Source organism: Rhodococcus sp. IEGM 1302, assembly GCF_030056935.1.
Classification (GTDB): Bacteria; Actinomycetota; Actinomycetes; order Mycobacteriales; family Mycobacteriaceae; genus Rhodococcus_F; species Rhodococcus_F qingshengii.
The window spans coordinates 206,547-232,006 of record NZ_JASHKY010000004.1 but is presented as its reverse complement, the minus strand read 5'-3'; the positions used below and the strand labels follow the sequence as shown (position 1 = coordinate 232,006).

At 62.5% G+C, this 25,460-nt stretch carries 25 protein-coding genes; 12 read left to right on the top strand and 13 right to left on the bottom strand.

The features are described from left to right. Nucleotides 1-17 precede the first annotated feature (17 nt). The 3 genes from QM609_RS10185 (at nucleotide 18) to QM609_RS10175 (ending at nucleotide 2,538) form a co-directional block, all read left to right on the top strand. Entirely contained in the window at nucleotides 18-566 is a 549-nt protein-coding gene (locus QM609_RS10185) for a YceI family protein (RefSeq protein WP_003945643.1), read from the top strand. A gap of 64 nt (nucleotides 567-630) precedes the next feature. Next, entirely contained in the window at nucleotides 631-1,008 is a 378-nt protein-coding gene (locus QM609_RS10180; protein WP_003945710.1) for a DUF3054 domain-containing protein, read from the top strand. Nucleotides 1,009-1,065: 57 nt separating this feature from the next. Further along, the gene (locus QM609_RS10175; protein ID WP_003945468.1) at nucleotides 1,066-2,538 is read left to right on the top strand and encodes a peptide MFS transporter; all 1,473 of its coding nucleotides are present in this window, start codon (nucleotides 1,066-1,068) and stop codon (nucleotides 2,536-2,538) included. Nucleotides 2,539-2,544: 6 nt separating this feature from the next. Here the strand turns inward: QM609_RS10175 and QM609_RS10170 are convergent, their stop codons facing one another. The 3 genes from QM609_RS10170 to QM609_RS10160 form a co-directional block, all read right to left on the bottom strand. Beyond that, complete coding sequence (locus QM609_RS10170; protein WP_003945554.1) at nucleotides 2,545-3,282, bottom strand: sulfite exporter TauE/SafE family protein; 738 nt, start codon at nucleotides 3,280-3,282, stop codon at nucleotides 2,545-2,547. A gap of 30 nt (nucleotides 3,283-3,312) precedes the next feature. Beyond that, the gene (locus tag QM609_RS10165; RefSeq protein WP_003945897.1) at nucleotides 3,313-4,992 is read right to left on the bottom strand and encodes an NTF2-like N-terminal transpeptidase domain-containing protein; all 1,680 of its coding nucleotides are present in this window, start codon (nucleotides 4,990-4,992) and stop codon (nucleotides 3,313-3,315) included. A gap of 107 nt (nucleotides 4,993-5,099) precedes the next feature. Further along, nucleotides 5,100-6,917, bottom strand: a complete 1,818-nt coding sequence (locus QM609_RS10160) for a penicillin-binding transpeptidase domain-containing protein (protein ID WP_042452633.1) — start codon at nucleotides 6,915-6,917, stop codon at nucleotides 5,100-5,102. Nucleotides 6,918-7,013: 96 nt separating this feature from the next. On the opposite strand from QM609_RS10160, the gene abmR reads away from it, so the two are divergent. The 4 genes from abmR (at nucleotide 7,014) to QM609_RS10140 (ending at nucleotide 10,891) form a co-directional block, all read left to right on the top strand. After that, the gene (gene abmR / locus QM609_RS10155) at nucleotides 7,014-7,568 is read left to right on the top strand and encodes an ATP-binding transcription factor AbmR (RefSeq protein ID WP_003945732.1); all 555 of its coding nucleotides are present in this window, start codon (nucleotides 7,014-7,016) and stop codon (nucleotides 7,566-7,568) included. Between the two features lie 218 nt (nucleotides 7,569-7,786). Further along, on the top strand, nucleotides 7,787-9,388 hold the full coding sequence (locus QM609_RS10150) for an ABC-F family ATP-binding cassette domain-containing protein (protein ID WP_054188007.1): 1,602 nt from the start codon (nucleotides 7,787-7,789) through the stop codon (nucleotides 9,386-9,388). Nucleotides 9,389-9,396: 8 nt separating this feature from the next. Further along, nucleotides 9,397-9,978, top strand: coding sequence for a hypothetical protein (locus tag QM609_RS10145; RefSeq protein ID WP_228232461.1), 582 nt, complete (start codon nucleotides 9,397-9,399; stop codon nucleotides 9,976-9,978). 142 nt (nucleotides 9,979-10,120) lie between these two features. Next, complete coding sequence (locus QM609_RS10140; protein ID WP_058039300.1) at nucleotides 10,121-10,891, top strand: alpha/beta fold hydrolase; 771 nt, start codon at nucleotides 10,121-10,123, stop codon at nucleotides 10,889-10,891. A gap of 18 nt (nucleotides 10,892-10,909) precedes the next feature. Here the strand turns inward: QM609_RS10140 and QM609_RS10135 are convergent, their stop codons facing one another. After that, complete coding sequence (locus QM609_RS10135) at nucleotides 10,910-12,958, bottom strand: heavy metal translocating P-type ATPase (protein ID WP_228232459.1); 2,049 nt, start codon at nucleotides 12,956-12,958, stop codon at nucleotides 10,910-10,912. Between the two features lie 142 nt (nucleotides 12,959-13,100). Beyond that, complete coding sequence (locus QM609_RS10130; protein WP_007734459.1) at nucleotides 13,101-13,751, bottom strand: DUF305 domain-containing protein; 651 nt, start codon at nucleotides 13,749-13,751, stop codon at nucleotides 13,101-13,103. Between the two features lie 216 nt (nucleotides 13,752-13,967). Here QM609_RS10130 and QM609_RS10125 point away from each other — a divergent pair, with 216 nt between their 5' ends. Then, nucleotides 13,968-14,681 carry a response regulator transcription factor gene (locus tag QM609_RS10125; RefSeq protein WP_007734457.1) on the top strand — a complete coding sequence of 238 codons (714 nt, stop codon included), beginning with the start codon at nucleotides 13,968-13,970 and terminating at the stop codon, nucleotides 14,679-14,681. Nucleotides 14,682-14,692: 11 nt separating this feature from the next. Beyond that, nucleotides 14,693-15,784 (top strand): sensor histidine kinase, encoded by a 1,092-nt coding sequence (locus QM609_RS10120; RefSeq protein WP_064111951.1) that lies wholly within the window; start codon nucleotides 14,693-14,695, stop codon nucleotides 15,782-15,784. Here the strand turns inward: QM609_RS10120 and QM609_RS10115 are convergent. Then, complete coding sequence (locus QM609_RS10115) at nucleotides 15,768-16,058, bottom strand: YiaA/YiaB family inner membrane protein (RefSeq protein WP_003945505.1); 291 nt, start codon at nucleotides 16,056-16,058, stop codon at nucleotides 15,768-15,770. The genes QM609_RS10120 and QM609_RS10115 overlap by 17 nt on opposite strands. A gap of 162 nt (nucleotides 16,059-16,220) precedes the next feature. Here QM609_RS10115 and QM609_RS10110 point away from each other — a divergent pair, with 162 nt between their 5' ends. Further along, nucleotides 16,221-17,429, top strand: coding sequence for a macrolide family glycosyltransferase (locus QM609_RS10110; protein WP_042920301.1), 1,209 nt, complete (start codon nucleotides 16,221-16,223; stop codon nucleotides 17,427-17,429). A gap of 6 nt (nucleotides 17,430-17,435) precedes the next feature. On the opposite strand, the gene QM609_RS10105 is transcribed toward QM609_RS10110, so the two are convergent. Next, nucleotides 17,436-17,882 (bottom strand): MarR family winged helix-turn-helix transcriptional regulator, encoded by a 447-nt coding sequence (locus tag QM609_RS10105; protein WP_037132303.1) that lies wholly within the window; start codon nucleotides 17,880-17,882, stop codon nucleotides 17,436-17,438. Between the two features lie 57 nt (nucleotides 17,883-17,939). Further along, nucleotides 17,940-19,346 (bottom strand): aminotransferase-like domain-containing protein, encoded by a 1,407-nt coding sequence (locus QM609_RS10100; protein ID WP_054188010.1) that lies wholly within the window; start codon nucleotides 19,344-19,346, stop codon nucleotides 17,940-17,942. 138 nt (nucleotides 19,347-19,484) lie between these two features. On the opposite strand from QM609_RS10100, the gene QM609_RS10095 reads away from it, so the two are divergent. After that, nucleotides 19,485-20,705: a pyridoxal phosphate-dependent aminotransferase gene (locus QM609_RS10095; RefSeq protein WP_054188011.1), complete on the top strand. Its 1,221-nt coding sequence runs from the start codon at nucleotides 19,485-19,487 to the stop codon at nucleotides 20,703-20,705. A 79-nt stretch (nucleotides 20,706-20,784) separates the two neighbouring features. Here QM609_RS10095 and purQ read toward each other — a convergent pair whose 3' ends face one another. Both purQ and purS read right to left on the bottom strand, forming a co-directional pair. Beyond that, nucleotides 20,785-21,462 (bottom strand): phosphoribosylformylglycinamidine synthase subunit PurQ, encoded by a 678-nt coding sequence (purQ, locus tag QM609_RS10090; protein ID WP_003945887.1) that lies wholly within the window; start codon nucleotides 21,460-21,462, stop codon nucleotides 20,785-20,787. Next, the gene (purS, locus tag QM609_RS10085) at nucleotides 21,459-21,698 is read right to left on the bottom strand and encodes a phosphoribosylformylglycinamidine synthase subunit PurS (protein WP_003945817.1); all 240 of its coding nucleotides are present in this window, start codon (nucleotides 21,696-21,698) and stop codon (nucleotides 21,459-21,461) included. Before purS ends, purQ begins: the two co-directional genes overlap by 4 nt. 165 nt (nucleotides 21,699-21,863) lie before the next feature. On the opposite strand from purS, the gene QM609_RS10080 reads away from it, so the two are divergent. Then, complete coding sequence (locus QM609_RS10080; RefSeq protein WP_037132300.1) at nucleotides 21,864-22,511, top strand: MBL fold metallo-hydrolase; 648 nt, start codon at nucleotides 21,864-21,866, stop codon at nucleotides 22,509-22,511. A gap of 8 nt (nucleotides 22,512-22,519) precedes the next feature. Here the strand turns inward: QM609_RS10080 and QM609_RS10075 are convergent, their stop codons facing one another. The 3 genes from QM609_RS10075 to QM609_RS10065 all read right to left on the bottom strand — a co-directional run bounded on the left by QM609_RS10075 (nucleotide 22,520) and on the right by QM609_RS10065 (nucleotide 25,414). Further along, nucleotides 22,520-23,890: an Ig-like domain-containing protein gene (locus QM609_RS10075; protein ID WP_054188012.1), complete on the bottom strand. Its 1,371-nt coding sequence runs from the start codon at nucleotides 23,888-23,890 to the stop codon at nucleotides 22,520-22,522. 227 nt (nucleotides 23,891-24,117) lie between these two features. Then, entirely contained in the window at nucleotides 24,118-24,822 is a 705-nt protein-coding gene (locus QM609_RS10070; RefSeq protein WP_007734443.1) for a DUF2334 domain-containing protein, read from the bottom strand. A 94-nt stretch (nucleotides 24,823-24,916) separates the two neighbouring features. After that, the gene (locus tag QM609_RS10065) at nucleotides 24,917-25,414 is read right to left on the bottom strand and encodes a glutathione peroxidase (protein WP_054188033.1); all 498 of its coding nucleotides are present in this window, start codon (nucleotides 25,412-25,414) and stop codon (nucleotides 24,917-24,919) included. Nucleotides 25,415-25,460: the final 46 nt, after the last annotated feature.

Sequence of the window (25,460 nt, the reverse complement as noted above, 5' to 3'; positions counted from 1 at the left end):
CTTATTCAGGAGCTTCCATGACCACCGCAACCTTGCCCGCATTGACCGCCGGAACCTGGGTCATCGACACCGTCCACTCCACTGTCGGATTCTCGGTTCGCCACCTCATGGTTTCCAAGGTTCGTGGAACGTTCGACGAGTTCTCCGGAACGATCACCGTTGCCGAAGACGGAACCCCTGCCGTCGAGGCCGAGATCTCCGTGGACTCCATCAACACCAAGAACGAGCAGCGCGACGGCCACATCAAGTCCGCTGACTTCTTCGACGTCGAGAAGTTCCCGAAAGCCACCTTCAAGTCCACCGCAGTGCGATCCAAGGGCAGCGACTTCGTCCTCGCCGGCGACTTCACGCTCCACGGCGTCACCCGCGAGGTCGAGCTGAACCTCGAGTTCAACGGCGTCAACCCGGGCATGGGCCAGGGCCCCGTCGCCGGATTCGAGGCCACCACCGTCATCAACCGCAAGGACTTCGACATCTCCATCGAGATGCCCCTCGAAGGCGGCGGAGCAGTTGTCGGCGACAAGATCACGATCACCCTCGAGATCGAAGCCGGCCTCCAGGCCTAACAGCACTGTGCGCCTTTATTAACCGCCCGCGGTTAATAAAGGCGCACAGTCGTATGGTGTGAGCGTGAAGAAGTACGCACCATTCCTGCTGATCGACGCCATTCTTGTCATAATCTTCTGCGCGATAGGGCGCCGTACCCACGAAGAAGCCAATGCGCTCGCCGGTCTGGCGAAGACATCCTGGCCCTTCCTGACCGGCCTGGTGATCGGATGGGCTGCCACGTTCGCGCTCTACCGCGACAAGTTCAACGCCGTTCTCCTTGTTCCCACCGGCGTTGTCGTTTGGCTCGGCGCCGTCGTCATCGGGATGATCCTGCGAGTGTTGAGTGGCCAGGGCACCCAGTTCAGCTTCATCGTCGTCGCGACGCTGGTCCTCGGCGCGTTCCTTCTCGGTTGGCGCGCACTCGCTCCGCTGGTAGTGAAAATCCGCACCAAGTCGTAACCAAACTCCACGGCTCGGAACCACCCGAAATGCCCGAGCACGTAGGACACTTTTCGGATGAGCAACACTACGGAGCCCGTCGAACGTAGCGAGAAGGAAGACCGGGGGTTCTTCGGCCAACCCTTTGCGCTGGCGAACCTGTTCGGCGTCGAGATGTGGGAGAGGTTCTCCTTCTACGGGATGCAAGGCATCCTCATCTATTACCTGTACTACAGCGTCAGCGACGGCGGCCTCGGCATCAGCCAGGCGGCAGCGACCAGCATCGTCGGCGCGTACGGCGGCACCGTCTACCTGTCGACGATTCTCGGGGCGTGGGTGGCCGACCGACTGCTCGGCTCCGAGCGCACGCTCTTCTACAGTGCTTCGCTGGTGATGGCCGGCCACATCGCACTGTCGGTTCTTCCCGGCATGTGGGGTGTCGGCGTCGGCCTCGTCATGGTCGCCTTCGGCAGCGGCGGCTTGAAGGCCAATGCGACCTCTCTGGTCGGAGATCTCTATTCCGAACAGGATGTTCGCCGCGACGCCGGATTCTCCATCTTCTACATGGGCATCAACATCGGCGGTCTTGTCGGTCCGCTGCTCACCGGAGCCGTCCAGGACGCCTGGGGATTCCACGCCGGTTTTGCTCTCGCTGCCGTCGGCATGGCGCTCGGCCTGATCCAGTACACGCTGGGCCGCAAGCATCTTCACGGAATCGGTGCCGAACCAGGCAACCCGTTGCCCGCGGACAAGCGCGCACTCTACATCGGGATCGGCATTGCCGCGATCGTCGTCGTCGCGGTCGCCTCCGTCACCGGCTTGATCACGGCGGACAACATGTCCGACGTCGTTGTCGGACTCACGATCGTCGCGTCGGTCGGTTACTTCCTCCTCATGCTCACCAGCAAGAAGGTCACCAAGGTCGAACGCAGTCGAGTCTTTGCATTCATCCCGATGTTCATTGCGAGCGCGGCCTTCTGGTCGCTGTTTCAGCAGCAGTTCACCACCGTGCCGGTGATCTCAGACAAGCTCCTGGACCGCAATCTCTTTGGTTGGGACTTCCCGCCGACGTGGGTGCAGTCGATCAATCCGGTGTTCATCATCATCTTTGCCGGTGTGTTCGCAGCGATGTGGACCAAACTCGGTGACCGTCAGCCGTCGTCGCCGATCAAGTTCGCGCTCGGCACCGGCACGATGGGTCTGGCGTTCCTGGCGTTCATCCCGATCACCGGGGGCGGACCGAACAGTGCACCGCTCCTCGGCCTTGCCGGTGTGCTTCTGCTCTTCACCTTCGCCGAACTCTTCCTGTCCCCCGTCGGCCTTTCCCTTGCAACCAAACTCGCGCCCGAGCATTTTCACACTCAGATGGTGGCGTTGTTCTTCTTGTCCGTTGCATTGGGTTCTTCGATGGCGGGAACCTTGGCCGGTTACTTCGACATCGACGACAGTCGCCCGTTCTTCCTGATCATCGGTTTCTCGTCGATCGGAATCGGAGTGATTCTTGCTCTTGCCTCGCCGTGGATCAAGAAGCTGATGCAGGGCGTGAAGTAGACGGGCTCACTTCACCCACAACCACAGAGCCAACACGAATCCCGCTATCGCTACTGCCACACGCAGTACCGATGGCGGGATTTTCTTGACGACGGGCGGGCCACACCAACCTCCGGCCAACGCGCCGAGCGCCATCGCCAACGCGGCCACCCAATGCACCTGTCCAGAGAAGGCGAAGATGAGTGCAGCCACAAGATTGGCGATGCCGAGAAAGAAACTCTTCAGGATCGTTGCACGCCACACCGTTTCGGAAGTGAGGATGAGCGTCGCAGCCAGGAAGATGACGCCGGCACCGGCACCGAAATAGCCCCCGTATACCGCGACGGCGAACAGTGCTGCGGAGTAGATTCCGGGGCGGTCACCGCCGCCGGACAACTCACGAATCTTCGGTTGCAGCAGCAGCGCGAGCGAGGCGAACACGACCATCGCCGGCACAACGGATTCGAACGAGCCTTCCGGTGCCAGCCACAGGATGAGGGCACCGATGATGCCACCGGCCGCCGAATAGAGAGACCAGCGAACAAGTTTCGGACCGGTATCGGCAACTTCACGGGACGAGTTCGCCAACGCTCCGACGCCGACGGCCACCAACGCGACGGTATTGGTCATGTTCGCGCTGACCGGTGAGAGCCCGACGCTCAGCAGCGCCGGATACGAAACGATCGATGCAAGACCGGTGACAAAACCGACTAGACCGCTGAAGAATCCCGCTACGACGAGGAAAAGGAAATCGAGCAGGTTCACGAACCAGGAATCTACTCGCGGTGCCCGGTACTACTTGTCGGCAGGCTTGCCGAGTTCCTGGAAGAGCTTGTCCGTCATCTGCATTGCTCGATCGCCGCCGTCGGCGTCTGCGACGAACACTGCGAATGCGAAGTCTCCGCGTGATCCGTAGAACCAGCGATCGTCACCGCTCGCTGCACCGGCCGCCATCATGTCCGGGTACCCAGCCAGTCCGCCGGCGCCTCGCATGGCGTCACGCAGACGATTGTTGACGTCGCCGGGCAATGCCGTCGGCGTGACGTCGGCGGTAGCCGGTTGTCCGAAGACCATCATCGGCATCGGGGCACTGCCGCGGGCGATCGATGCCGCGAGCATCGCCATTCCGAACGGAGTTACCGTCGGCGCGCTCGCGTCGTTGGACGTCTTGTTGGCCATGACGTTGTTCATCGCCTGGTCCACGCCGGGGCGGTTCGCGGCAAGCACTGCTGTCTGCTGTTCGAGTCCCTGAATGTGGAAGCCGTTGCCGAGTCCGAGTTGCTGCCCGGTGTCGGCCAACTGCTCGGCTGACACGGCGCCGGGGTCGACGCCGTTCTGCATCGACGATGCGAGACGGACCAGATCGAGGGCACCGCCGGCCGGGCGCAACCCGGTGAAGGCGATCGGGCCCTGTTCGATGGCCTGATTGTTCTGTGCGGCAGCCAGAATGGCGCCGTCCGACGGGCGGATCGCGACGATGGCCGCAGGAGTACCTGCACTGACGACAGCTTCGATCGCGGCGAGTTGAGCGTGCGAGTCGAGGGTCGCGGCGACGTCGGGGCCGGGAGGTCCCTGGAAGCCGGCTTGCTTGATCGGGAATCCGTTGGGCTCGACCAGATTGACCGCCCAGCCGGCGGTGGCGTCGCGATTGGCCTGCCACACGGTCCGCAGTGGGTCCAGCAACGGCGAGTTGATGCGACGGTCGGAGGCGATCAGCTTGGGTGTCTTGACCACGACGACACCGGGGATCGCAAAATCGCTTTCCAGGTAGGCGTAGTCGGGATCGCGGAGCAGTACGGCGGTGACGGGCTTGCCGGGGTTTGCGGCGAGGTCGGCCAACATCGACTCCGAAGTGACCAACGGTGCGACAGGTTCGAGCACCGTGGCGAGGCGACGAGTGGTGTCGACGGGGTCCGGCATGGTGGCCGGGTCAAGAGTGATCGCGTTGATGGTCTGCTCGTTCATGAGCAGGGTGCCGGTGCTGTCGACTACCTTCGGCGGCGCTGCGTCCGTGCGGGTGTACGAAACGGTGCGACCGTTGCCGAGGTCGGGGACGAGGACCGACGGGTCCCAGGACACACGCCAGCCGACCGACAGATCACGAACCTCACCCTGCGACTGGTAGCTCCAGTCCTTGCCTTCGCCGAAGTTCCAGGACGCGTCGAGTGTGAAGAGTCCGGAGTCGCTACCCAGATCCATGACCTGAGCGACGTCGAAGTCGGTGGACTTGGCGGCCAGTCCGTCGAACATCTGCTGGATCGACGGCCGCGCCGCGTTGGGGTACGACGTGAGCGCCGCGGCAGCTTCGGCGTCGTGGTTGTTGAGGGCGGTGACGAAGTCCTCCACCACCGAGGCGGCGTCGGATTTCTTCTCCCCACCGATGACACACGACGCGAGCGCCACTGTCAGAACGACAGCAGTTATCGACGCAACGACATATTTTCCACGACGGTTGTGCTGTCCTCCGGGCCCCATGCATGTAACTCTTTACTTCTGTCACACGAGTAACAAGCACGGGATGCCTACGAACGTGTCACGGTTGAGCTACGACGGTGTGATCCAACTGCAACGGAAAACAGGTTTCAGCGCAGAAAAGTGCCCGCTACCTGCACTGCAGGCGAAGAGCTGTCCGCACCCGCGATGAATACCGCAAATGCGAGGTCTCCCTTGATTCCGACAAACCACCCATGTGCCGGGCCACCCTCGGTTTCGGCCGTGCCGGTCTTGCCGAGAAGCCCCGGAATGTCCTGCAACGACGTCGCCGTACCGCCGGTGACGGTCTCGCGCATCATCACCCGCAACTGTTCGGTCACCTCCGCGGGAGCCGGTGCAACGGTCTGATCTGCCACGCCGGGCTGTCCCTTGACCAACATCGGCGCGGGTGTCGTTCCGTTGGCGATCGAGGCCGCCACGAGAGCCATCCCGAAGGGCGTGGCGGTCACCGTGCCCTGTCCGATCGCGGACTCGACGCGTTCGGCGGGGGTGTTCGCGTCAGGGACGTTGCCCGTCACCGTCGTGAGTCCGGGGGTGACGTAGTCGACGCCGAGCCCGAACTGCAGCGCCGCTTTGTGCAAAGCATCGGCGGGCAGACCGACGGCCATCCTCGCCATTGTGGTGTTGCACGACTTCGCGAACGCGGTGTGCAGCGGAACCGATCCGAGGTCGAACTCGTCGTCGTTGGGAATCTGACGGCCCTCGATGTTCTCGGTACCCGGGCACGGCAGAACGGTGTCCGGTGTAGCGACGCCGGCTTGCAGGGCCGCGGACGTCGTCACGGTCTTGAACGTCGAACCCGGTGGGTACAGGCCGGTCAGAGCGATCGGGCCCTGTGCGTCGGCGGGGGCGTTCTGGGCCACCGCCAACACCGCTCCGGTCGACGGCTGCAGCGCAACGATCGCCGCCTGTTGTGTCACCCCGGCGAGCGCATTCTCGGCCGCGAGTTGCATCGGTCGGTCGATCGTTGTCGCGATGTTCGGAGCAACCGGCCCGTCTTGGCCGGCGACGGTGGTGACGGTTCCGTTCTGCTTCACCTGCTGTACCGCCCAGCCCGCGGACTTGTCCTGCCCCTCCTGCCACAGATCGGACAACCCACTGAAAGTCGGCGACGCCAGAGTTTTGTCCACCGAGAGCAACCGAGCCTGCGGCGCCAAGCTCACTCCGGGAATCGCCGCCAACCTCTCCTCGATCGGTGCAAGATCCTCGGCCCGCAAAGTGATTGCGGTGACCGGCTTCCCACTTGCCGACGCAAGATCGCCGCTCAGCGATGCCGCCGTGATCGTCGGTGCGACGGGCGAGAGAAGGGCCGCCACGGCTGCCGTGTCCACCGGGGGCACCGCGGCGGAATCGAGATTGACCAGCGTCACCACCTGCTGCTCCATGATCGGCTGGCCCGCCGCGTCCAGCACCGACGGCGGAGCACCGGTGGTGGGTGTGTAGCGCAAGGTCGTCGAGGAGGTCAGATCCGGAGCCAACAGCGCCGGGTCCCACTGAATCAGCCAGTTGTCCCCGCTTTTCGACGCGTTTCCCTGCGTCGAGTAGTTCCAGTCCTGACCTTCACCGAACTTCCACGCCGCATCGAGTGTGAACTTCCCCGCAGAATCACCGGACTCGGTGGCGTCGGAGACGGTGAATGTTCCCTCGTCCTTGCCCAGCCCGTCGATCAGAGCCGAAATCGCAGTCGACGCCGCCGCCGGATCGGTGGTCAGGGCTGCCGCCGCTTGCACGTCATCGGACGTGAGCGCGGAGGCGAACTCCTCTGCCACTGATTTCGGCTGGTCAGGGCCAGAACTGCAGGCAACTACCGATCCTGCGGCCAATACCCCCAGTGCCACGGCAGCCACGGGACGACGGAAAGTTCGGAAGCTCTGACGAGCGTGTGAAAGGCGCACGACTCCGATCATGCCCGAATTTGTGGCGCCAGTTCGACTATCGGTGTAATCATGTAATCAGTGCAATAAACGCACGACACACTCCACCAACTCTCCGAGGAGAACGCCATGAAGAACTCACAAAACTCCGGCGACCGCAGGTTCGGCCGTCCCGGAGGTTGGCAACAGGCGTCGGTTCCCGACGCGAGTGATGCGTCCGACTGGTTTGCCGGTCGACTTCCAGATGACTGGTTCACCGGGACCGCCGACGTCCAGGTCGACCGCGAAGAAATCGTCGTGATCGGTGAACTCCCGGCAGTCGACGGTGGCGAGGCCGCCGCGGACGGAAGGATCTCACGCTTTCGCGAAACCACGCGCGCCGACCGGATGCGCATCGCCGACGAGGCCGAGGCTCGCTACGGGCGCAAGGTCGCCTGGGGTGTACGTCTGGACGAAAAGACCGTCCTGTTCACACATCTCGCAGTTCCGGTGATGACACGACTACGTCAGCCCGAACGCAAGGTTCTCGACACTCTGGTGGACGCGGGTGTTGCTCGTTCGCGAGCGGACGCCCTCATGTGGACAGTCCGGTTGGCGGGCAAGCACAGCGAACAATGGCTCACCGAACTCCGCGAAGCGATGTCGAAGGTCGACGACCTCCGATCCGAGGGTCCGAAAATCTGACGGCCCGAAAATCTGAGCACCGAACACTGACGAGACCGACAGCACAGAATAATTCGATTGCACGGGACCGTTCGAGTGTTCTAACCTGGAACACGAATCATTCCCGACAGAACAGGAAACGGGCCGTTGCTCCTCTAGAGGTTCATCACGCGAAGGCACTCGCACCCATCAGCACTTGCTGAGCCGGGCGCACAGTCCAAGCACCCTCTGGAGTACTCATGACCCAATCCCATCTTTCTCTGTCGCTCTCGGATCTCACCTTCATCTGGCCGGACGGCGAATCAGTCTTTTCCCACACCAATTTTGTATTCCCCAGTGGCCGTGTCGGTCTCGTGGGACTCAACGGATCGGGAAAGTCGACTCTGCTGCGATTGATCGCAGGAGAGCTCTCACCGGAATCCGGATCCGTGACCGCTTCCGGCGAGGTCGGCTACCTCCGTCAGGACATCACACTCGATCCGAGCGTTCGGGTGGATGACATCCTCGGTATCCACGAACTCCGAAACGCATTGCACCGCATCGAAACCGGCGACGGCTCCGAATCCGACTTTGCGCTCGTGGACAACAACTGGGATATCGAGGAGAGCGCCCTCTCCACCTTGTATCGACTCGGCCTCGAGAAGGTGGTTCCGGATACCGCAGCATTGAGCCGAACTGTCGGCACCCTCTCCGGCGGAGAGACCGTCTTACTCGGCTTGACCGCAACGCTGCTGAAGAATCCACAGGTACTTCTCCTGGACGAGCCGACCAACAACCTGGATCGCGACGCTCGATCACGAGTTCATGCTGCAGTCCAACAGTTTCCGGGAACCGTGCTGATCGTCAGCCACGACCGGGAACTGCTCGACACCGCGGAGTACACGATCGAACTACGTCGGGGGGATCTACGCGTGTTCGGCGGCAACTACTCGCACTACCAGGAGGTCGTGACCGCTGAGCAGGAAAACGCACTCGCCACCGTTCGCGACGCCAAGGCCGATCTGGCAAAGCAGAGCCGCGAGCTGATCGACGCTCGAACGAAACTGGACCGGCGTAAGCGCTATGGGCAGAAGATGTTCGAGAACAAGCGGATGCCGCCGATCATCGCGCAGACACGAAAACGTCAGGCCCAAGTTTCAGCGGGAAAGCTGGCCCTCAACCATATCGGGAAGGTGGACGAGGCCAAGTCTGTCCTGTCGGAGGCAGAGGAACTCCTTCGAGACGATCGCGAGATTCGTCTGGATCTGCCTGCTACAGAGGTTCATCCGGGGCAGCAGGTTGCGCGGCTCGACGAGGTGACGTTGCAGAGCGGCCAAGTGGTATCGCTCCAGATCACCGGACCGGAGCGGATTGCGATAGTGGGACGCAACGGAATCGGCAAGACGACGTTGCTCGATGCACTCGCCGCGTCGACTCCGTTCGTAGCCTCTCGTGCGCTCCCCCAACGTCTCGACGTGTTCGACGAGGACCTCTCGGTGGCGGACAACGTCGCGTTGGCCGCGCCACACGCGACAGCCGAGGAAATTCGCGGGCAGTTGGCACGGTTCCTTTTCCGGGGAACGGATTCCGACGTATCGGCATCCGCACTCTCCGGCGGTGAACGATTGCGTGCGGCGTTAGCCACGATCCTGCTGGCCGAACCCGCGCCCCAGCTGCTTCTTCTCGACGAGCCGACCAACAACCTGGACCTACCGAGTCTCGCCCACCTCACGCAGGCACTTTCCGATTTTCGCGGCGCCATGGTGGTGGTGAGTCACGATCTGCCGTTCCTTCGCGGCATCGGCATAACGCGATGGATCAGCATGGACGAGACTGGTATTCGAGACATCGATCCCGAGTAGGCCGACGGTTGACGCTGTCGGCGCTCGACGGTCTGGCCTACCGTGGGGCGATGTGCCTTCACCTCGACGCAACCGCCGCGCTGTCGCTCGCAGGTTGGGTTCGCGAAGAACCCACTCGATCGGCCTCTGCCCCAGTTCCGCAACCACTGGTCGGCGGTTGTGACCAACTCGTAGTGTGGGCGAGTTCGTTCTCCGTACTTGCCAGTTCCGACGACCAGGTGTGGTTTCTCTCGGCGGAGAACTATGCCGGTGGCGTTGGCGTCAGCGATGAGGCGTTTCCCTGGAATGCGTTCCGGCACGAGAGCCTGGCGGTCGCTTCCGGGCCGGCGGAGCGCGCGGCGATCAACGCCTTCTGGTCCACTCACCTCCCGGTCCTGCTGTCGGTGCGCAATGGGTACGAGTACTTGGCGCTCGCACCCGACGGTCAGGTTGTCCGTGGAGGAGAGCCGGAGTTCGAGGAGGTCACCATCGTCGCCGCTGATTTCGAGGCTCTGATTCGGGGCATAGCCGCAGGCGTCAGCACTGCAGACCCCTCCACCGATGCATTGCTTGGAACAGTGGGTACTGCCCAGCCGGGCAGTGACCAGTAGCTCTGAGGGAGGCCGAGTTGACGGCCCGACTGTTCGTGAGAGCCCACGCCATCCGTCGAATGGGTCCGGACGACTACTCGAGTTCACGTGCGTAGCAACTGGCACCCATACTGGACGGGTGTTGCACGACGTGAGAAATCCGGTGGACGGTGCGCGGATCACCTATCAGATCGTGGGCGATGGCCCACCCCTGTTGATGGTGCACGGCACAGCGTTGTCGCGCTCCATCTGGCGTGGCTTCGGGTACGTCAAGGCACTTCAGGAGCAGTATCGTCTGATCCTCGTCGACATGCGGGGTCACGGACGCAGTGACAAACCACACGACTCCGATTCGTATGCAATGGATCTGGTGGTCGGCGATCTCCTGGAGATCCTCGACACGGAGTCTCCGTTCGAACCGGCACACGTCCTCGGATACTCGTTCGGCGGACGCTCGGTGATGTCGCTGACAGTCGAGCACTCCGAACGGGTGCGATCGCTGACCGTCGGGGGCGGTAGCAGCCGACCGATGACGGGCGCGTTCGACGCATTGTTCTTCCCGGGTTGCATCGACGTACTCGAAAGCGGCGGTATCGAGGGATTTCTGACCGGTTGGGGCGTGAGGCGCGGCAAACCGGTGGATCCTCAGACTGCGACTGCCTTCCGAATCAATGATGCCATCGCGCTCGCTGCCTACATGCGCCGCGCAGAGAAGGAGCACGGCATCGACGACGCCGTGCTGCAACGGATCACCACACCGGCGTTGTTGTTCGTCGGATCGAGAGATCGCGAGCGCCTGCCGGATACCGAGCATCTCGCGTCGCTGATCCCGGACAGTGCCTTGACTGTGATCGAAGGGGCTGACCACGCAAGCGCAGTCGCAGACTCCGATGCTGTACTGCGTGCGCTCATTCCGTTCCTGAGCCGACAGTAGTCCGCCTTCAACCTCTCGCTACTGCGATGTGAGCACTCTCGACTCCAACGCGGTCACCGGTGGTTGCCGCAAGTCCAAGCGCCTCAACAACTGGGCATTCGCGGCAACGACCACAGTGGATACCGACATCAGGATTGCTCCGACCTCCATCGGCAGCACGAACCCGACGGGCGCCAGTACTCCCGCAGCGAGGGGAACCGAGATCGCGTTGTATCCCGCTGCCCACCAAAGGTTCTGAACCATCTTGCGGTAGGTGGCGCGGGAGAGCTCGATGACCGAGCTCACCGAACGCGGATCATCGCTGGCCAGAACAACTCCCGCCGACGCGATCGCCACGTCGGTTCCGGCACCGATCGCGATGCCCACATCCGCCTGGGCGAGTGCCGGCGCATCGTTGACCCCGTCACCGACCATCGCCACGCGGTGGCCCGCAGCCTGAAGCCGAGATACCTGCGCTCCCTTGTCCTGCGGAAGCACTTCGGCGAAAACTTCGTCGATCCCGAGCCTGCGAGCCACCGAATGGGCCACGGCCTCCGCGTCTCCGGTGACCATGGCCACCCGCACACCGCGAGCATGGAGGGCGTCGACGGCCAATGCTGATTCCGGACGAATCTCGTCGGCCAATGCCAATGCGCCGATTACCTTCTCGTCACGCACTACATGCAGGACGGTCGACCCGTCACTGAGCCACTCTTCGGTCCCCGGGATCGCGGTGGCCCCGACCGATCGCAGCATCCCCGGTCCGCCGACACCGACGCGTGCACCGGCGACGTCCGCAGCAACCCCGATCCCGTTGTGCGCCTGAAAGTCGGAACCCGAAGTGAATTCGAGCGACAACTCCCGCGCCGCCGCGACGACGGCGCGCCCGAGTGGATGTTCGCTGTCGAACTCGACGGCAGCCGCTGCGCTGAGAACGTCGTCATCGGAATACCCGTCGACACCGCGTACACCGACCACTGCGGGCTCCCCCTTGGTGAGAGTGCCGGTCTTGTCGAAGAGAACGGTGTCTACGTTACGCATCGCCTCGAGGGCCATGCGGTCGGTGATCAAGATCCCAGCCCGAGCCGCCCGTTCCGTCGCGATCGAGACGACCAGTGGAATCGCCAACCCGAGCGCGTGCGGGCAGGCGATCACCAGAACGGTGATCGTCCGGGTGACTGCGCTCTCCGGGGTGCCCCAGATACTCCAGGCGATCGCGGTCAGCACTGCCGCGCCCAGTGCGTACCAGAACAGCAGAGCAGCGGCCTTGTCCGCCAACACCTGCGCGCGACTCGACGAGTTCTGGGCTTGTTCGACCAGGCGCCGGATACCGGCGAGCGCGGTGTCTTCTCCCACGGCGGTGACTCGAAGCCGAAGTGCCGAGTCGGTGGCTACCGTGCCGGCCACCACCTGATCTCCGACAGTCCGGCGGACGGTCTTCGACTCGCCTGTAATCATGGATTCGTCCATGTCGGCGCTTCCCTCGACCACCGTTCCGTCCGAGGGAACACGGGCCCCGGGACGAACTATCACCAGGTCGCCGGTCGCCAGAGCTGCGGTGGGCACGGTTTCCACCGATTCCCCCACCACCCGTTCTGCCTCGTCGGGCAGCAAAGCGGCAAGTGAATCCAAGGCGCTCGATGTCTGACTGAGCGAACGCATCTCGATCCAGTGGCCCAACAACATGATCACGATCAGAAGCGCGAGCTCCCACCAGAAATCGAGAGTGTGATCCACCCAGTGCAGACTCGCAGACCATGACGCGAAGAAAGCCACGGTGATCGCGAGCGCGATCAACAGCATCATTCCCGGCTGCCGAGAACGGATTTCGGCAACAGCGCCGGCGATGAACGGCTTGCCACCCCAGAAGTACATCACCGTGCCGAGTACCGGTGAGATCCATTCCACCAGAGAGTTTTCCGGCAGTGTGTACCCGACCAGATCAGCGAACATCGCGTCTGCCGCAACGACCGGAACCGCGATGACCAGCATGACTGCAAACAACGTCCGGAACTGTGCGACGTGATCCCCGTGACCACCGTGTGCCCCATGCTCCATCTGGCCATGGCTCATCTCGCTATGGTCCATCTGGCCATGGTCCATCTGACTGTGATCCATGTGGCGGTCATCCCCTCGCGTGTGATTGCAGCACAGCACCGGTCAAGCCATCAGCCTCGAACGTATGCCCAGGTAGCCACCCGAGCAAGGTCACGCGGCCAAGGCCTCCTGTTCAACTCCCCTTCAACATCGCTTCCATCTGAGTGATTTCCGCCTGCTGACCGGCAATGATCGCTTCTGCCATCTTCTCCGCCGACGGGTCGAGCCCGTTGTCGAGTTCGGTCTGGGACATGGTGATGGCACCCTTGTGGTGCTCGATCATCATCGTCAGCCACAACTTGTCGAACTCCGCGCCACTGGCATCGGTGAGGGCGGTCATGTCGTCGGCCGACATCATTCCCGGCATCTCGGCCATCCCGACGCCGTGTCCCGCGTGCGCCGACTCATCCATGCCCTCCATCGAACTCGACGAAGGCTCGGGGCGTCCCCACTCCGTCAACAATTCGGTCATCTGAGCCATCTCCGGGCCTTGCGCTGCCTCTATCTGCGCTGCAAGAGAGAGAAGTTCGGCATTGTCGGTTCGACCGTCGACCATTCTGGCCATGTCCAATGCCTGCGCGTGATGCGGGTACATCCCTTCGAGAAACTCGATGTCGGCAGCATTGACACCCGAAGGAATCTCCGACTGTGCTGCAACACTGGTTGTTTCGGAGGAATGGTTGATGCTCTCCCCGGAGTTGTCCGAGCATCCGGCAATCAACAGTGCTGCCGCTGCCACAACCGGAACGAACCGCGCGGCGCTCTTCCTGACCGTCAAAGACATGTTTTCACTCCCGAGAATTGATTCTGTTCGATATGCACTGCACCACAATTGATTTGACAAGAGTGCTGCACATGCACAGTTGCCACGTTACCGGCGAAAATCCACCGCGAAGCCCGATAACCGGCTCGAACAGGCTTCCTTCATCGAATCTTCACAGTCGAGTGGAAACCACCACGCGCCAGCAATGCAGACACGCAGTCGACTAACCTCGGTCTGATGAGCGCCGAACTACGACCTGGCGAGGAACCGGGGCGCGTTCTTGTCGTCGACGACGAGACTGCCCTCGCCAAGGTTGTCGCCAACTATCTGACACGCGAAGGATTCACCGTGCGCCTCGCCCACGACGGGCCGAGCGCGGTACGTTCGGTGCGCGAATTCGAGCCCGCGCTGATAGTGCTCGATCTAATGCTCCCGGGCTTCGACGGCATGGAAGTCTGCCGACGAATCCGTACCTTCTCCGATGCGTACATCCTGATGCTGTCCGCCCGCGGTGAAGAGTCGGACAAGGTGACGGGTCTGGCGGCCGGCGCAGACGACTACGTGGTCAAACCCTTCGGCCCCCGCGAACTGGTTGCGCGAGTGAAAGCACTGCTCAGACGGCCACGCGCGTCGAGTTTGCTGCCAAAAGTGCTGCCGACGCCTCCCGGTCTCGACATCGACGTCCTCGCCCGCACCGTGCATGTCGACAACCACCCTGTCGATCTCACTCCCACCGAGTTCGCGTTGCTCTCCGCGCTTGCATCCCGACCCGACGCTGCCTGGAGTCGGGCCGAGATCATCGCCTCGGTGTGGGGCTCGTCCTGGTTCGGGGACCAGCACATCGTCGACGTCCATGTGCGTGCATTACGCCGCAAACTCGGCGACGACGCGACCGATCCTCGGTTCATCAGAACCGTCAGGGGCGTCGGATACTCCCTGAGGTCGTCATGAACGAGGTCGTCATGAAGAAACTCGGGCTACGCGGAAAACTGCTGCTGGCGCAGCTTGTCGTCCTGTTCGTCTCCTGCCTCGCCATCGCCGCAGTCGCCATTGCCGTCGCTGCCCCGCTCTTTCACAACCACCTCATGATGGCCGGCATCGAAGACTCGAATGTCCGTACCCACACCGAAGAGGCATTCGCTCAGACCATGACCATTGCACTGTTGTGCGGGATCGCGGTCGCACTGGTGGGCGCAAGCATCGCCGCGGTCTACATCGTCCGACGCATCACGGCCCCGATCACAACGCTCGCGGAGGCGGCGCAAAGCGTCGCAGACGGGAACTTCGACGTGACTATCGACAGGTCTGACGTGGACGCAGATTTCACGCGTCTCGAAACTGCCTTTGCCGACATGGCGGCACGCCTTGATCATTCGGATCGGGTCCGCAAACGCCTGCTTGCCGATCTTGCCCACGAATTACGCACTCCGGTATCGACTTTGGCTGCGTACGTGGACGGCATCGAGGATGGCGTCCTCCCCACGGACAACTCTTCATGGTCGGTCATGCGCGATCAACTCGAAAGACTGCGTCGGCTCTCTTGCGATCTGGCGGACGTCTCCGCGGCCGACGAACACGCTCTCGAACTCGATCGCCGAGACGAGAAGATCGACGACATCGTTTGCAGCGCAACGGCAGCAGCGGCGCCACGTTTCGCCGATCGTGGAGTCGAATTGACGACCGCGCTACCTCCGCAACCGATCACGGCCGAGGTCGATCGCCAACGAATCGAACAGATCCTCGCCAATCTGCTCGAAAACGCATTGCGGCACACTCCGAGCGGAGGTTCGGTGACGGTGACACTCGCACGGGAAGGTGACCACCTCTCGGTGTCCGTCACCGACACCGGTGACGGAATTCCCGCAGACCAACTCGAATCAGTCTTCGACCGTTTCCATCGCGGTGATCGATCCGACGGTTCCGGTTTGGGGCTCACGATTGCGCGCAGCCTCGCGCTCGCACACGGCGGCGATCTGTCGGCGCTCCGAAACGAGCAACCTCTCGGCAGCACGCTGATCCTCACCTTGCCGACAGGTTTCAGGCTGCCGCTTTGAACGGATCGTGCTCGGCGATCAGCTTCTCGAGTCGAGCCTCGTCCACTCGAACCCTGACTGTGGATGCCTCCTGCTGATCACGAATCACCTTGGCCAACGTGAACGTACTGGTGACCAAGAACAGCAAGGACATTCCGAGAAATCCGCGTTGCCACGCATCGATCGGAAGATACGCAATTCCGAGGAGGGTGCCGACAAAACTGACGGCAAAGGCTATTCCGGCCTGAAGATAGAAGGCTGCAGTGGTCTTCGAGGGTGTTGTCGGTGTGCTCATGCTTCGAAGTCTGCTCGCCCATCCCGGCACTCGGATGCGTAGTCCTACTCGAGTGCGCACGGTACTTCCCCGCAAAAATCAGATGCCGTTACCCATCCTGGTGGATAGTCTCGGTCCGGTATCCGGAGTTGTTCCAGAACAGTCAGACGGCAGGAGTGATCGATGACCCGCAGACATATCGCCATGGTGAGCATTCCGGCACCGGGCCACGTCAATCCGAGCCTGGCGATCATCGCGCGTCTCGTCGCCGCCGGTCACCGCGTCACCTATGCCAACGACGAGTCGATGCGTGAGATCATCGAGGCGACCGGGGCCGAATTCGCACCGTACGTCTCCACGCTGCCCAGCCTCGTCCCTTCTCCCGACGGCGCCGAACCGGAGAAGAGTTGGGACGGGGATCTGATCGATCAGTTGACGATTTTCCAGGACGATTACGAGTCGATGCTGCCGCAGCTACGCCGAATCTACGAAGACGATCGCCCTGACCTCTTTCTCTACGACATCGCCGGCATTCCGGCACGAATACTGGCTCAGCAGTGGGGCGTTCCCATCATCCAGTTGTCGCCGACGTACGTTGCCTGGGACGGTTACGAAGCCGACGCCGCACCGATGTACGACGAAATTCGTTCCGATCCGAGAGGCGTCGACCTGCTCGATCGGGAGACCCGGTTCTTCCGCGCCGAAGGCGTCGAGGTCGATCCACGTGAGTTCACCGGACGCCCACCCCGTGCAATCGTGCTGATCGCAGAATCGATGCAGCCCAACGCCGATCGCGTGAACTGCGACGTCTACACGTTCGTCGGCCCCGCACTCGAACCGAGCAGTCAACCTTGGGTGAACCCGGATCCCGAACGCAAGCTCTTGTTGATCTCGCTGGGTTCAGCATTCACCGATCATCCGGATTTCTACCGCACCTGCGTCGAGGCTTTCGGCCAGATGGACGGCTGGCACGTCGTCCTTCAGATCGGAAAGCAGGTGCAGATCTCAGATCTCGGACCATTGCCCGACAACGTCGAAATACACCGTTGGGTACCGCAGTTCGCGATTCTGCAGCAGGCCGACGCGTTCGTGACCCACGCGGGTATGGGCGGATCCAGCGAGGGACTGGTGACCGGGACACCCATGATCGCAGTGCCGCAAGCCGTCGATCAGTTCGGCAACGCCGACTCGCTCGTCGACGCCGGTGTCGCAGTACGCGTCGACAGCGCTACCGTCACGGCAGTAGAGCTTCGTGAGGCGCTGACTCTGGTGAGCGCCGACGAGTTCCGCCGACGCAGCGCGGAGTTGGCAGAAGAACTCGCAGCGGCGGGCGGTGTGTCCCGTGCCGTCGAATTGATCGAAGCCGCTCTACCCGGCAGCGGGCCCAGATAATGTCTGCTACCAGTGCCAGGCGTCGCCGCCCACGTTCTTGATGGTTCGCTGCAGCACAGTGATGGTGGTGACAAACTCCTCTTCGGTGATTCCCTGCATCCGCTCTTCCTGCAGCATCTGCTGTACCCGCGCGGCGCGATCGAACTGCTCGGAGCCCGCATCAGTCGGGCGAAGGACAGACCCGTCTTCGCGCGCCCACCCCAGTTCGAGGGCAGAGTCGACGGCGTCATCGATCACGTCGGTGGATTCGTTCGGACCGATCGTCCGCAAGAGGACAGCGCGCTCCACCCCTTCAGGGTGCAGCGAAAGTTGGTGCAGGACCCACCACCCCGGCTGGGTGACGCCGATCGCTTCGAGTGCTCCGCGCGTGCGCGCGCGAATCGCTTCACCGGCTCGCGCGGTCCAGAATCCGATCGGCTGGTTGGCCGGTGGCTGCATCGCTTGTTTGTTCATGCACACGACGATAAAACCTCAACGGAAGTTAAGGTCAACCACCAGCGAGGTGAAGTTCTACATATGTTGCGTGATTGCTCTGCCGATAATGCGGGCGGCGTCGGGGAACTCACCCGGGTTCGGTCCGGCGTAGTTGAGCCGCAAGAACTTTCCAGTCGGTTCTGCCGGGAACCAATCGTCACCGGCTCCGACGATGACGCCGGCCGACCGGCAGTCCTGCACTACACGTTCGAGGTTCGTGGTGTCCGGGAGCCGAAGCCAGAGGTTGAGTCCGCCTTTCGGTACGGCATCGAGGTGAGCGTCCGGCGCATGCTCGCGCAGACTCGAGACGAGGAGGTCGCGTCTGGCCTCGAGTTGGTGACGAAGCCTGCGCAAGTGCGTTCGCCAGGCCGGTTGGGTCACGACGTCGAGCGCTACCGCTTGCAGCATCCCGCTGACGTACATCGAATCTGCCTGTGTATCAGCCAGAATCCGCTCGTACGCCGGACCCCGAGCGATCAATCCGGCAACTCGCACCGATGGGGACACGCTCTTGGTCAGCGCACGAAGGTAGACGACGTGACCGCTGTCGTCTCGTGCAGCGATGGGGCTGGGATCTGCGGTGATTCCGAAGTCGAGCGCCGAACTGTCCTCGATGAGGAATGCGCCGTGCCGACGGACGGTGTCGAGAACCTTGTCAGCCAACGACGGCGACCACAGCGCTCCGGTCGGACTCGCGAAGCTCGGTTGTGCGTAGAACGCACGGGCACCGGTCTGTTCGAATGCACGCGAAAGCTCTTCAGGATCAGGACCGTTGGCGCCGCTGGAAATCGGAATGACCGTGACTCCAGCCTGCGCGGCGGCCAGGATCGCTCCCCAGTAGGTCGGCGATTCCATGAGCAACGGACGCCCCTCCCCCACCAACGCGCGAAAGGACGTCGCAAGCCCACCCTGACTGCCGGGAAGTACAACCACGTCGTTCGGCCCCGGCGGAGTGATCCCGGCAGGAGTGGCGGAACCCAATTCGGAGGCAAACCAGGACTGCAGTTCCGGAAGCCCGGCAGCGAGGGGCCGATTGAACACGGCGTCGGTTCGCGTCGCCCTGGTGAAGGCTGCACGAACCAGACCTTCCGGCAACAGCTCTCGGGCCGGATAGCCGGAATGCAGCGCGATCACGTCGTTGGAGGTGGACTGCAGCGCCATGGGCAACTGCAGACGATAGTTCGGCGATCCGAGCGCCGCTGTCTGCCACCCGTAGTCGTTGGGTCGCACGACGCGCGCTGCGCGCACGAAGGTCCCCACACCGGGACGAGCCTCCACAACCCCCTGAGATACCAGTGTTCGCAGCGCCTTCTGCACGGTGACCGGACTCGCCCCGTGCAGGCTGACGAGCGACCGAGTGGACGGAAGCTTCGCGCCTGGAGGAGCCGTCGCGATCCACTCACGCAAGGCTGCGACAATCCTCGAACTGCTATCATTGGACATGTCGAATCATAGTAGCGCTACTCTTCTTTCGCCGCCAGCGCTATCGCGAATCAATGTCCGTTTCCAGACCGAACCCTGAGGCGCCCTTCTCATCTGAAACACAACTCACCCACCCGAACCGGAGAGGTACGTAACCGCGTGAACACACCCATCGATCAGGCCCGCAAGCTCGAGAATGTCAGGTACGACATCAGAGGGCGAATTCTCGACAAGACCGAAGAACTCGAGGATCAGGGACACACGATCCTGCGACTCAACGTCGGCAATCCGGCCCCCTTCGGGTTCGAAGCTCCGGACGAAATCATGATGGCCATGATCCGCAATCTCCCTACCGCGCAGGGATATTGCGATTCTCGCGGACTGTATTCGGCGCGCACTGCGGTGGTCCAGTACCACCAGACGCGGGGTATCACCGACGTCACCGTCGACGAGATCTATCTCGGAAACGGTGTGTCCGAACTGATCACCCTGACGATGCAGGCCCTCTGCAATCCAGAGGACGAGATCCTGATTCCCGCTCCCGATTATCCCTTGTGGACGGCTTCGGTTTCACTTGCCGGCGGCACGCCCGTGCACTACCTCACCGATGAAAGCCAAGGCTGGGCACCGGACTTCGACGATCTGGAAGCTCGGATCACGCCGCGCACCCGAGGGATTGTCGTCATCAATCCCAACAATCCGACGGGCGCCGTCTACTCGACGGAGGTGCTGCAACGCTTCGTGGATCTAGCGCGCAAACACGATCTGATGCTCTTCGCCGACGAGATCTACGAAAAGATCGTCTACGACGGCCGATCCATGACAAACCTTGCGACGATGACCGGGCGAGACGTTCTGTGTCTGACGTATTCGGGACTGTCCAAGGCCTACCGCGTGTGCGGATTCCGAGCCGGATGGCTGGCCATCACCGGACCACTCGAGCGGGCGTCGAGCTTCATCGAAGGCATCAAATTGCTGGCCAACATGCGAATGTGTGCCAACGTGCCGGCGCAGCACGCTATCCAGACTGCACTCGGCGGACGCCAGTCCATCGAGGACCTGTTGCTTCCACAAGGTCGGCTGACGGCCCAGCGCGATCTCGCACACACCACGCTCAACAGCATCGACGGGATCAGTTGCCAACAGGCCGACGGGGCGCTGTACCTGTTCCCCAAGCTCGACGTCGACAAGTTCGGCATCGTCGACGACGAGAGGTTCGTTCTCGATCTACTGGAATCGGAGAAGATTCTTGTCAGCCACGGTCGCGCGTTCAATTGGATCGAACCCGATCACTTCCGGTTGGTGACTCTCCCCAACACCGACGATCTCTCGACGGCACTCGAGCGACTCGGCAACTTCCTCAGTTCCTACAGCCAGTAGCCCTGGGTACCGGGCCCACATACGACTGAACGCCGACCGGATTTCCGGTCGGCGTTCAGTGGTGAAAATCAGCAGGCGATCAGGCAGTGACGATCGCGTCGAGGGCCGAGTAGAACAAGCCCAATCCGTCGTCACTGGGACCGGTGAGAGCCTCGGTGGCGTGCTCGGGGTGCGGCATCAAACCGACGACCCGGCCGTTGGCCGAGGAGATGCCGGCGATACGACGCTGCGAGCCGTTGGGGTTCTCCTCCGAGTAACGGAAGACGACGCGGCCTTCGCCCTCGAGTTCGTCGAGAACCTTCTCGGACGCCTGGAAGCGACCTTCACCCGACTTGAGGGGGATGAGGATCTGCGCGCCGGCCTCGTATCGCGAGGACCACGCCGTGTTGTTGGCTTCGACCGTCAACCACTCGTCGCGGCAGATGAAGTGCAGACCCTGGTTACGGGTCAGGGCACCGGGCAGCAAACCTGCTTCGCAGAGGATCTGGAAACCGTTGCAGATGCCCAGGACCGGCATGCCGCCCTTGGCTGCTTCCACAACCTTGCCCATCGCGGGAGCAAAACGTGCGATCGCGCCGCAACGAAGGTAATCGCCGTACGAGAATCCGCCGGGCACGATGACCGCGTCGACACCCTTGAGGTCTGCATCGCCGTGCCAGAGTTCGACAGCTTCACCGCCGGCCAGGTTCACTGCCCGAGCCGCGTCGATGTCGTCGAGCGTGCCGGGGAAAGTGATTACTCCGATACGTGCGCTCATGCCTCGACTCGCCTGACGGTCCAATCCTCGATCACCGTGTTGGCCAGCAGGCCTTCGGCGATCTTCTCGAGTTCGGCGTCTTCGACACTGCCGTCGATCTCCAACTCGAACCGCTTGCCCTGACGGACATCGGATACTCCTGCAAAGCCCAGGCGAGACAGTGCCCCGACAATTGCCTGTCCCTGGGGGTCGAGAATCTCGGCCTTGGGCATGACTTCGACGACGACACGGGCCACGTGCTGCTCCTCGGTACTAGTGCGCGAACCCGGAGTGAAACGCTCGGGTGATGGCCAGTTTACCGGGCGGACCCGAGATGGTTCGCATCGAGTGATCGGGGCGTGACGGCCACCACCTGTGAAACCCGCCTGCGAGTCCCTTCGGGGCGGCGCATACTCGAAATCATGCGACTGACACATTTTGGCCATTCCTGTGTGCTCGTGGAGTTGAACGGCTCGAAGATCCTCTTCGATCCCGGCAACTTCTCGCACGGATTCGAAGGCATCACCGGCCTCGACGCCATCCTCGTGACACATCAACACCCCGATCACGCCGACCCTGCGCGGCTGCCCGAACTGGCCGAAGCGAATCCCGACGCCGTGCTCTACAGCGATCCGCAGACGGCTGAAAAGCTCGGTGGGCGCTGGGCCGGCGTCCGGCCGGGCGACCGGTTCAGCATCGGCGACGTCGAGGTGACCGGAACGGGCGGAGAGCACGCAATCATCCATCCGGACCTACCGATGATCGACAACACCGCGTTCCTCCTCGGTGACGCCACCAACCCGGCACGGTTCATGCATCCCGGCGATTCCCTCTACGTCCCCGAACAAAAGATCGACGTTCTCGCCCTCCCCGCTGCCGCACCGTGGCTCAAGATCTCGGAGGCCATCGACTACCTCCGCGCGGTGGCGCCGCGCGTTGCGGTTCCCATTCATCAAGCGATCATCCGCGACGAGGCCGCAGGCATCTTCTACGGTCGCTACTCGGAAATGGCTGCCGACGGCACCGAGTTCCGAGTTCTCGGCGAGGAGTCGAGCGTCGAAGTCGCCTGATTCGGTTCTCACGCACTCACATCGACGATGATCCAGCCGGTGCTCGTGCCACCGGCTGCGTCGGTGAGTGTGTAGAGAATCCTGTCGGTGCCTGCCTTCGTTCCGGCTTCGAACACCACTTCGCCGTTTTCGAGCTTCACGGTGCCACCGAGAAGTGACGTCGCCCCGACGCCGGTCACTTTGATCGAATCTCCGTTGCTGTCATGATCATTCGCGACGGCGTCGACGGTGACTGTGCCGCCTGAGCGGACCCGCGCGGTGTCGAGTGCGGCGTACGGCGGGATCGGGCTTGCCGTGTACCGACCGACGTCGTCGAGTCGAGCCGAGGCAACCTCCGCCGCATCGACGATGGCAGCGAATTCGGTGCCGTCGAAGCGCGAGAGGTCGTTACCGTTCATGATGGTCGATCCCTCGGCGCCGCCGCCGTGGTAGTCGTCGGCATAGAAGTTGTGGCCCAACTCGTGGCGGAGAACGCGGCTGAAGTTGCCGTCGGACTCGGCACCGACATGCGCGTAGCTGTGGTCGAGTTCGAACTTCGAGTAGTAGGCATTTCCGCCACCGGATGCGCACACGACGGTCGCCTGATCGACGCTCGACCCGACCTGATCGGACCACAGATCTTCCAACTGCTCGAGATTTTCACAACTGCTCGAGTACGGATCACCGGCGGAATCTGCCCGTAGGACAACTCGACCGAGGGCCGGCCGAATCCCGACGTCTCTGATCCAGATGGCAGCGGTGCGGGCCATTGATTCCTCGGCCCGATCCAGAGCGACGGCGGGACTGCCTGCGCCGTGCGCGGAGTACCACTCGCCACTGAGGTCCAGTCCCACCACGAACTGCTTGACCGTCTTGCCGACCCTTGCGGCCGAGGCCGGCGCAATGGCGGCGGTGGGCCACTTGGGTTTTGCGTCGATCGGCGCCGTGCTGCGACCGACCACGTCGGATCCGACGAACTCGAGCGAAGCACCACGATCGAAAATCACCTGCCCTCGCAGTGTTCCGGCGGAGTCGACGATGGCCGAGACTATTGCGTCCGGACGCCCTTCCACGCTGCCGATGTACGAACGGGGCGCCGGGATCACCGCGTCGGTCAGCTCTCCGTCGCTGTCTTGCACAGCCATCGAGAACTCGGATCCCCGCAGGTTCATCTTGTGAAGGCGCAGTGTGAGTTGCTCACCTTCATCGTCGACGGTTGCGGTGCGGACGCCATCGCTCGATCCGCTCGACCCGCCGTCGACACTGCCCGTCGGCAGCGTGTGAACCGCGCCGGTCGGAGCGGCAGACGCGAGCGCCGGAACGAACGCAGCACAGACTACTGCGCCCACAGCCACGGCGAAAAGACCCTCGGCCGACTTGGAGAACACTCTCGTGCGCATGGCGAGATTCCGATCCCATCGACTAGCGGCAGATTAACTGCACGCACTCTAGCAGTGGGAGAGTTGGCTGACCCAGCGCTCTAATTGAACGTCCGTTTTATGCGATTTTGACCCACTCTGCACTACTACCAGCAAGGAAGTGGAGAAACGCGAAGAGTCTGCCCGCTCGGACAACCCGGACAGATGACATAGTCTCGTAGCTATCAAATAGTTGCCAACTGCCGAATTCAGGCAGCGCCGAGCTCCTGAGACGGGGAGTTCCACCGATACACCTGCGAGTCGGCTTCGTGGAAGAGGGCAAGGTCGACGGCGTCGAGGACGGCCTGACGTGGGCCCTCGTTTCCCAACTGCTTGGCCGTGATCGACAATCTGACCAGTCCCCCACGTTTGGCGGCACGCCCGGCTCCGAGAACCAATGCGCGACACCACCACGGCTCGGCCTTGAAGCCTTCGCCGATCCCGAAAACCCTTCCCCGTTGCAAGGTTCCGCGGGTCAGATCATGTACTGCCCCGAGGCCTGCCATCGTGCGAAAGCCCGTCTCCGGCAACACCGACATGGCACCGGGCGACGCCACCCAGCGCGGCGGTGCGAACACCCGGGTCCGAAGGCCTGCATGCTCGAGAACGCGGTCCGCAGCGAGTAGTCGCAGTTTCGCTTCGTGCTTCGACAGAGTGGCGAACTCGGCTCGGCGACGCTTGGTCGCGGCCTGGTCGTAGCCGTGCAGAACGATGGCATCGCCGTGCTCGCGACGCTCACGCAGCCAAGCCGTCGTCACCGCGTCGTCGGCCAGTCGGTATTTGTCCTTCAGTCGCGGCGCCACCAGGAGCGACAAGCGGACACCTCGAGTGTCCATCTCGTCTGCGAATCCGGCAGCGAGATAACATGTCTCGTCTCTGATTCCGGATACCGACACGATCAGTTCTGCGGACATACTCCGATAGTGGCAGCTGTGGGTGAACAGCACACTGCCGCCGGATGATCATCCGGCGGCAGTTTTCAGCGCACCTACTGGTTCTTGGAAACCTCTAGTTCTTGGGAAGCGTAGCTTCGATCGCGGCGACAACCTCGGGTGCGTCAGGCTCGGTCCGCGGACGGAAGCGGTTGACGACGGTGCCGTCCGGTCCGATCAGGAACTTCTCGAAGTTCCACTGAATGTCTCCCGCAGCGCCTTCGGCGTCGGCCGCCTTGGTGAGCTCGGCGTACAGCGGATGCTGGTTTTCGCCGTTCACCTCGATCTTCTCGAGAAGCGGGAACGTGACGCCGTAGGTAGTGGAGCAGAACGTCTCGATCTCTTCGGCGGTACCCGGTTCCTGCCCCATGAACTGGTTGCACGGGATACCGATCACGGTCAGACCGCGATCGGCGTACTCGCTGGCCAGCTTCTCTAGCGCCGAGTACTGCGGGGTCAGTCCACACTTGGACGCGACGTTGACCACGAGGACGGCGCGGCCGTCGTATTCACCCAAAGAGGTGGGCACGCCACCGAGGGTGTTGATCGCGATGTTCTGTACTGGAGTTGTCATAGGCTCCAACTTAGCGACTCTCTCGCGCACTGCTCCTTCGCGCACT

Bases quoted from the DNA above. Each gene is read 5' to 3' on its own strand.
- QM609_RS10185 (WP_003945643.1), top strand. From the start codon at position 18: ATGACCACCGCAACCTTGCCCGCATTGACCGCCGGAACCTGGGTCATC.
- purQ (WP_003945887.1), bottom strand. From the start codon at position 21,462: ATGAGCGCACGTATCGGAGTAATCACTTTCCCCGGCACGCTCGACGAC.
- QM609_RS10160 (WP_042452633.1), bottom strand. From the start codon at position 6,917: ATGATCGGAGTCGTGCGCCTTTCACACGCTCGTCAGAGCTTCCGAACT.
- QM609_RS10150 (WP_054188007.1), top strand. From the start codon at position 7,787: ATGACCCAATCCCATCTTTCTCTGTCGCTCTCGGATCTCACCTTCATC.
- QM609_RS10075 (WP_054188012.1), bottom strand. From the start codon at position 23,890: ATGCGCACGAGAGTGTTCTCCAAGTCGGCCGAGGGTCTTTTCGCCGTG.
- QM609_RS10070 (WP_007734443.1), bottom strand. From the start codon at position 24,822: ATGTCCGCAGAACTGATCGTGTCGGTATCCGGAATCAGAGACGAGACA.
- QM609_RS10110 (WP_042920301.1), top strand. From the start codon at position 16,221: ATGACCCGCAGACATATCGCCATGGTGAGCATTCCGGCACCGGGCCAC.
- QM609_RS10080 (WP_037132300.1), top strand. From the start codon at position 21,864: ATGCGACTGACACATTTTGGCCATTCCTGTGTGCTCGTGGAGTTGAAC.
- QM609_RS10115 (WP_003945505.1), bottom strand. From the start codon at position 16,058: ATGAGCACACCGACAACACCCTCGAAGACCACTGCAGCCTTCTATCTT.
- QM609_RS10130 (WP_007734459.1), bottom strand. From the start codon at position 13,751: ATGTCTTTGACGGTCAGGAAGAGCGCCGCGCGGTTCGTTCCGGTTGTG.
- QM609_RS10065 (WP_054188033.1), bottom strand. From the start codon at position 25,414: ATGACAACTCCAGTACAGAACATCGCGATCAACACCCTCGGTGGCGTG.
- QM609_RS10175 (WP_003945468.1), top strand. From the start codon at position 1,066: ATGAGCAACACTACGGAGCCCGTCGAACGTAGCGAGAAGGAAGACCGG.
- QM609_RS10100 (WP_054188010.1), bottom strand. From the start codon at position 19,346: ATGTCCAATGATAGCAGTTCGAGGATTGTCGCAGCCTTGCGTGAGTGG.
- QM609_RS10165 (WP_003945897.1), bottom strand. From the start codon at position 4,992: ATGGGGCCCGGAGGACAGCACAACCGTCGTGGAAAATATGTCGTTGCG.
- QM609_RS10135 (WP_228232459.1), bottom strand. From the start codon at position 12,958: ATGGACCATAGCGAGATGAGCCATGGCCAGATGGAGCATGGGGCACAC.
- QM609_RS10120 (WP_064111951.1), top strand. From the start codon at position 14,693: ATGAAGAAACTCGGGCTACGCGGAAAACTGCTGCTGGCGCAGCTTGTC.
- QM609_RS10125 (WP_007734457.1), top strand. From the start codon at position 13,968: ATGAGCGCCGAACTACGACCTGGCGAGGAACCGGGGCGCGTTCTTGTC.
- abmR (WP_003945732.1), top strand. From the start codon at position 7,014: ATGAAGAACTCACAAAACTCCGGCGACCGCAGGTTCGGCCGTCCCGGA.
- QM609_RS10105 (WP_037132303.1), bottom strand. From the start codon at position 17,882: ATGAACAAACAAGCGATGCAGCCACCGGCCAACCAGCCGATCGGATTC.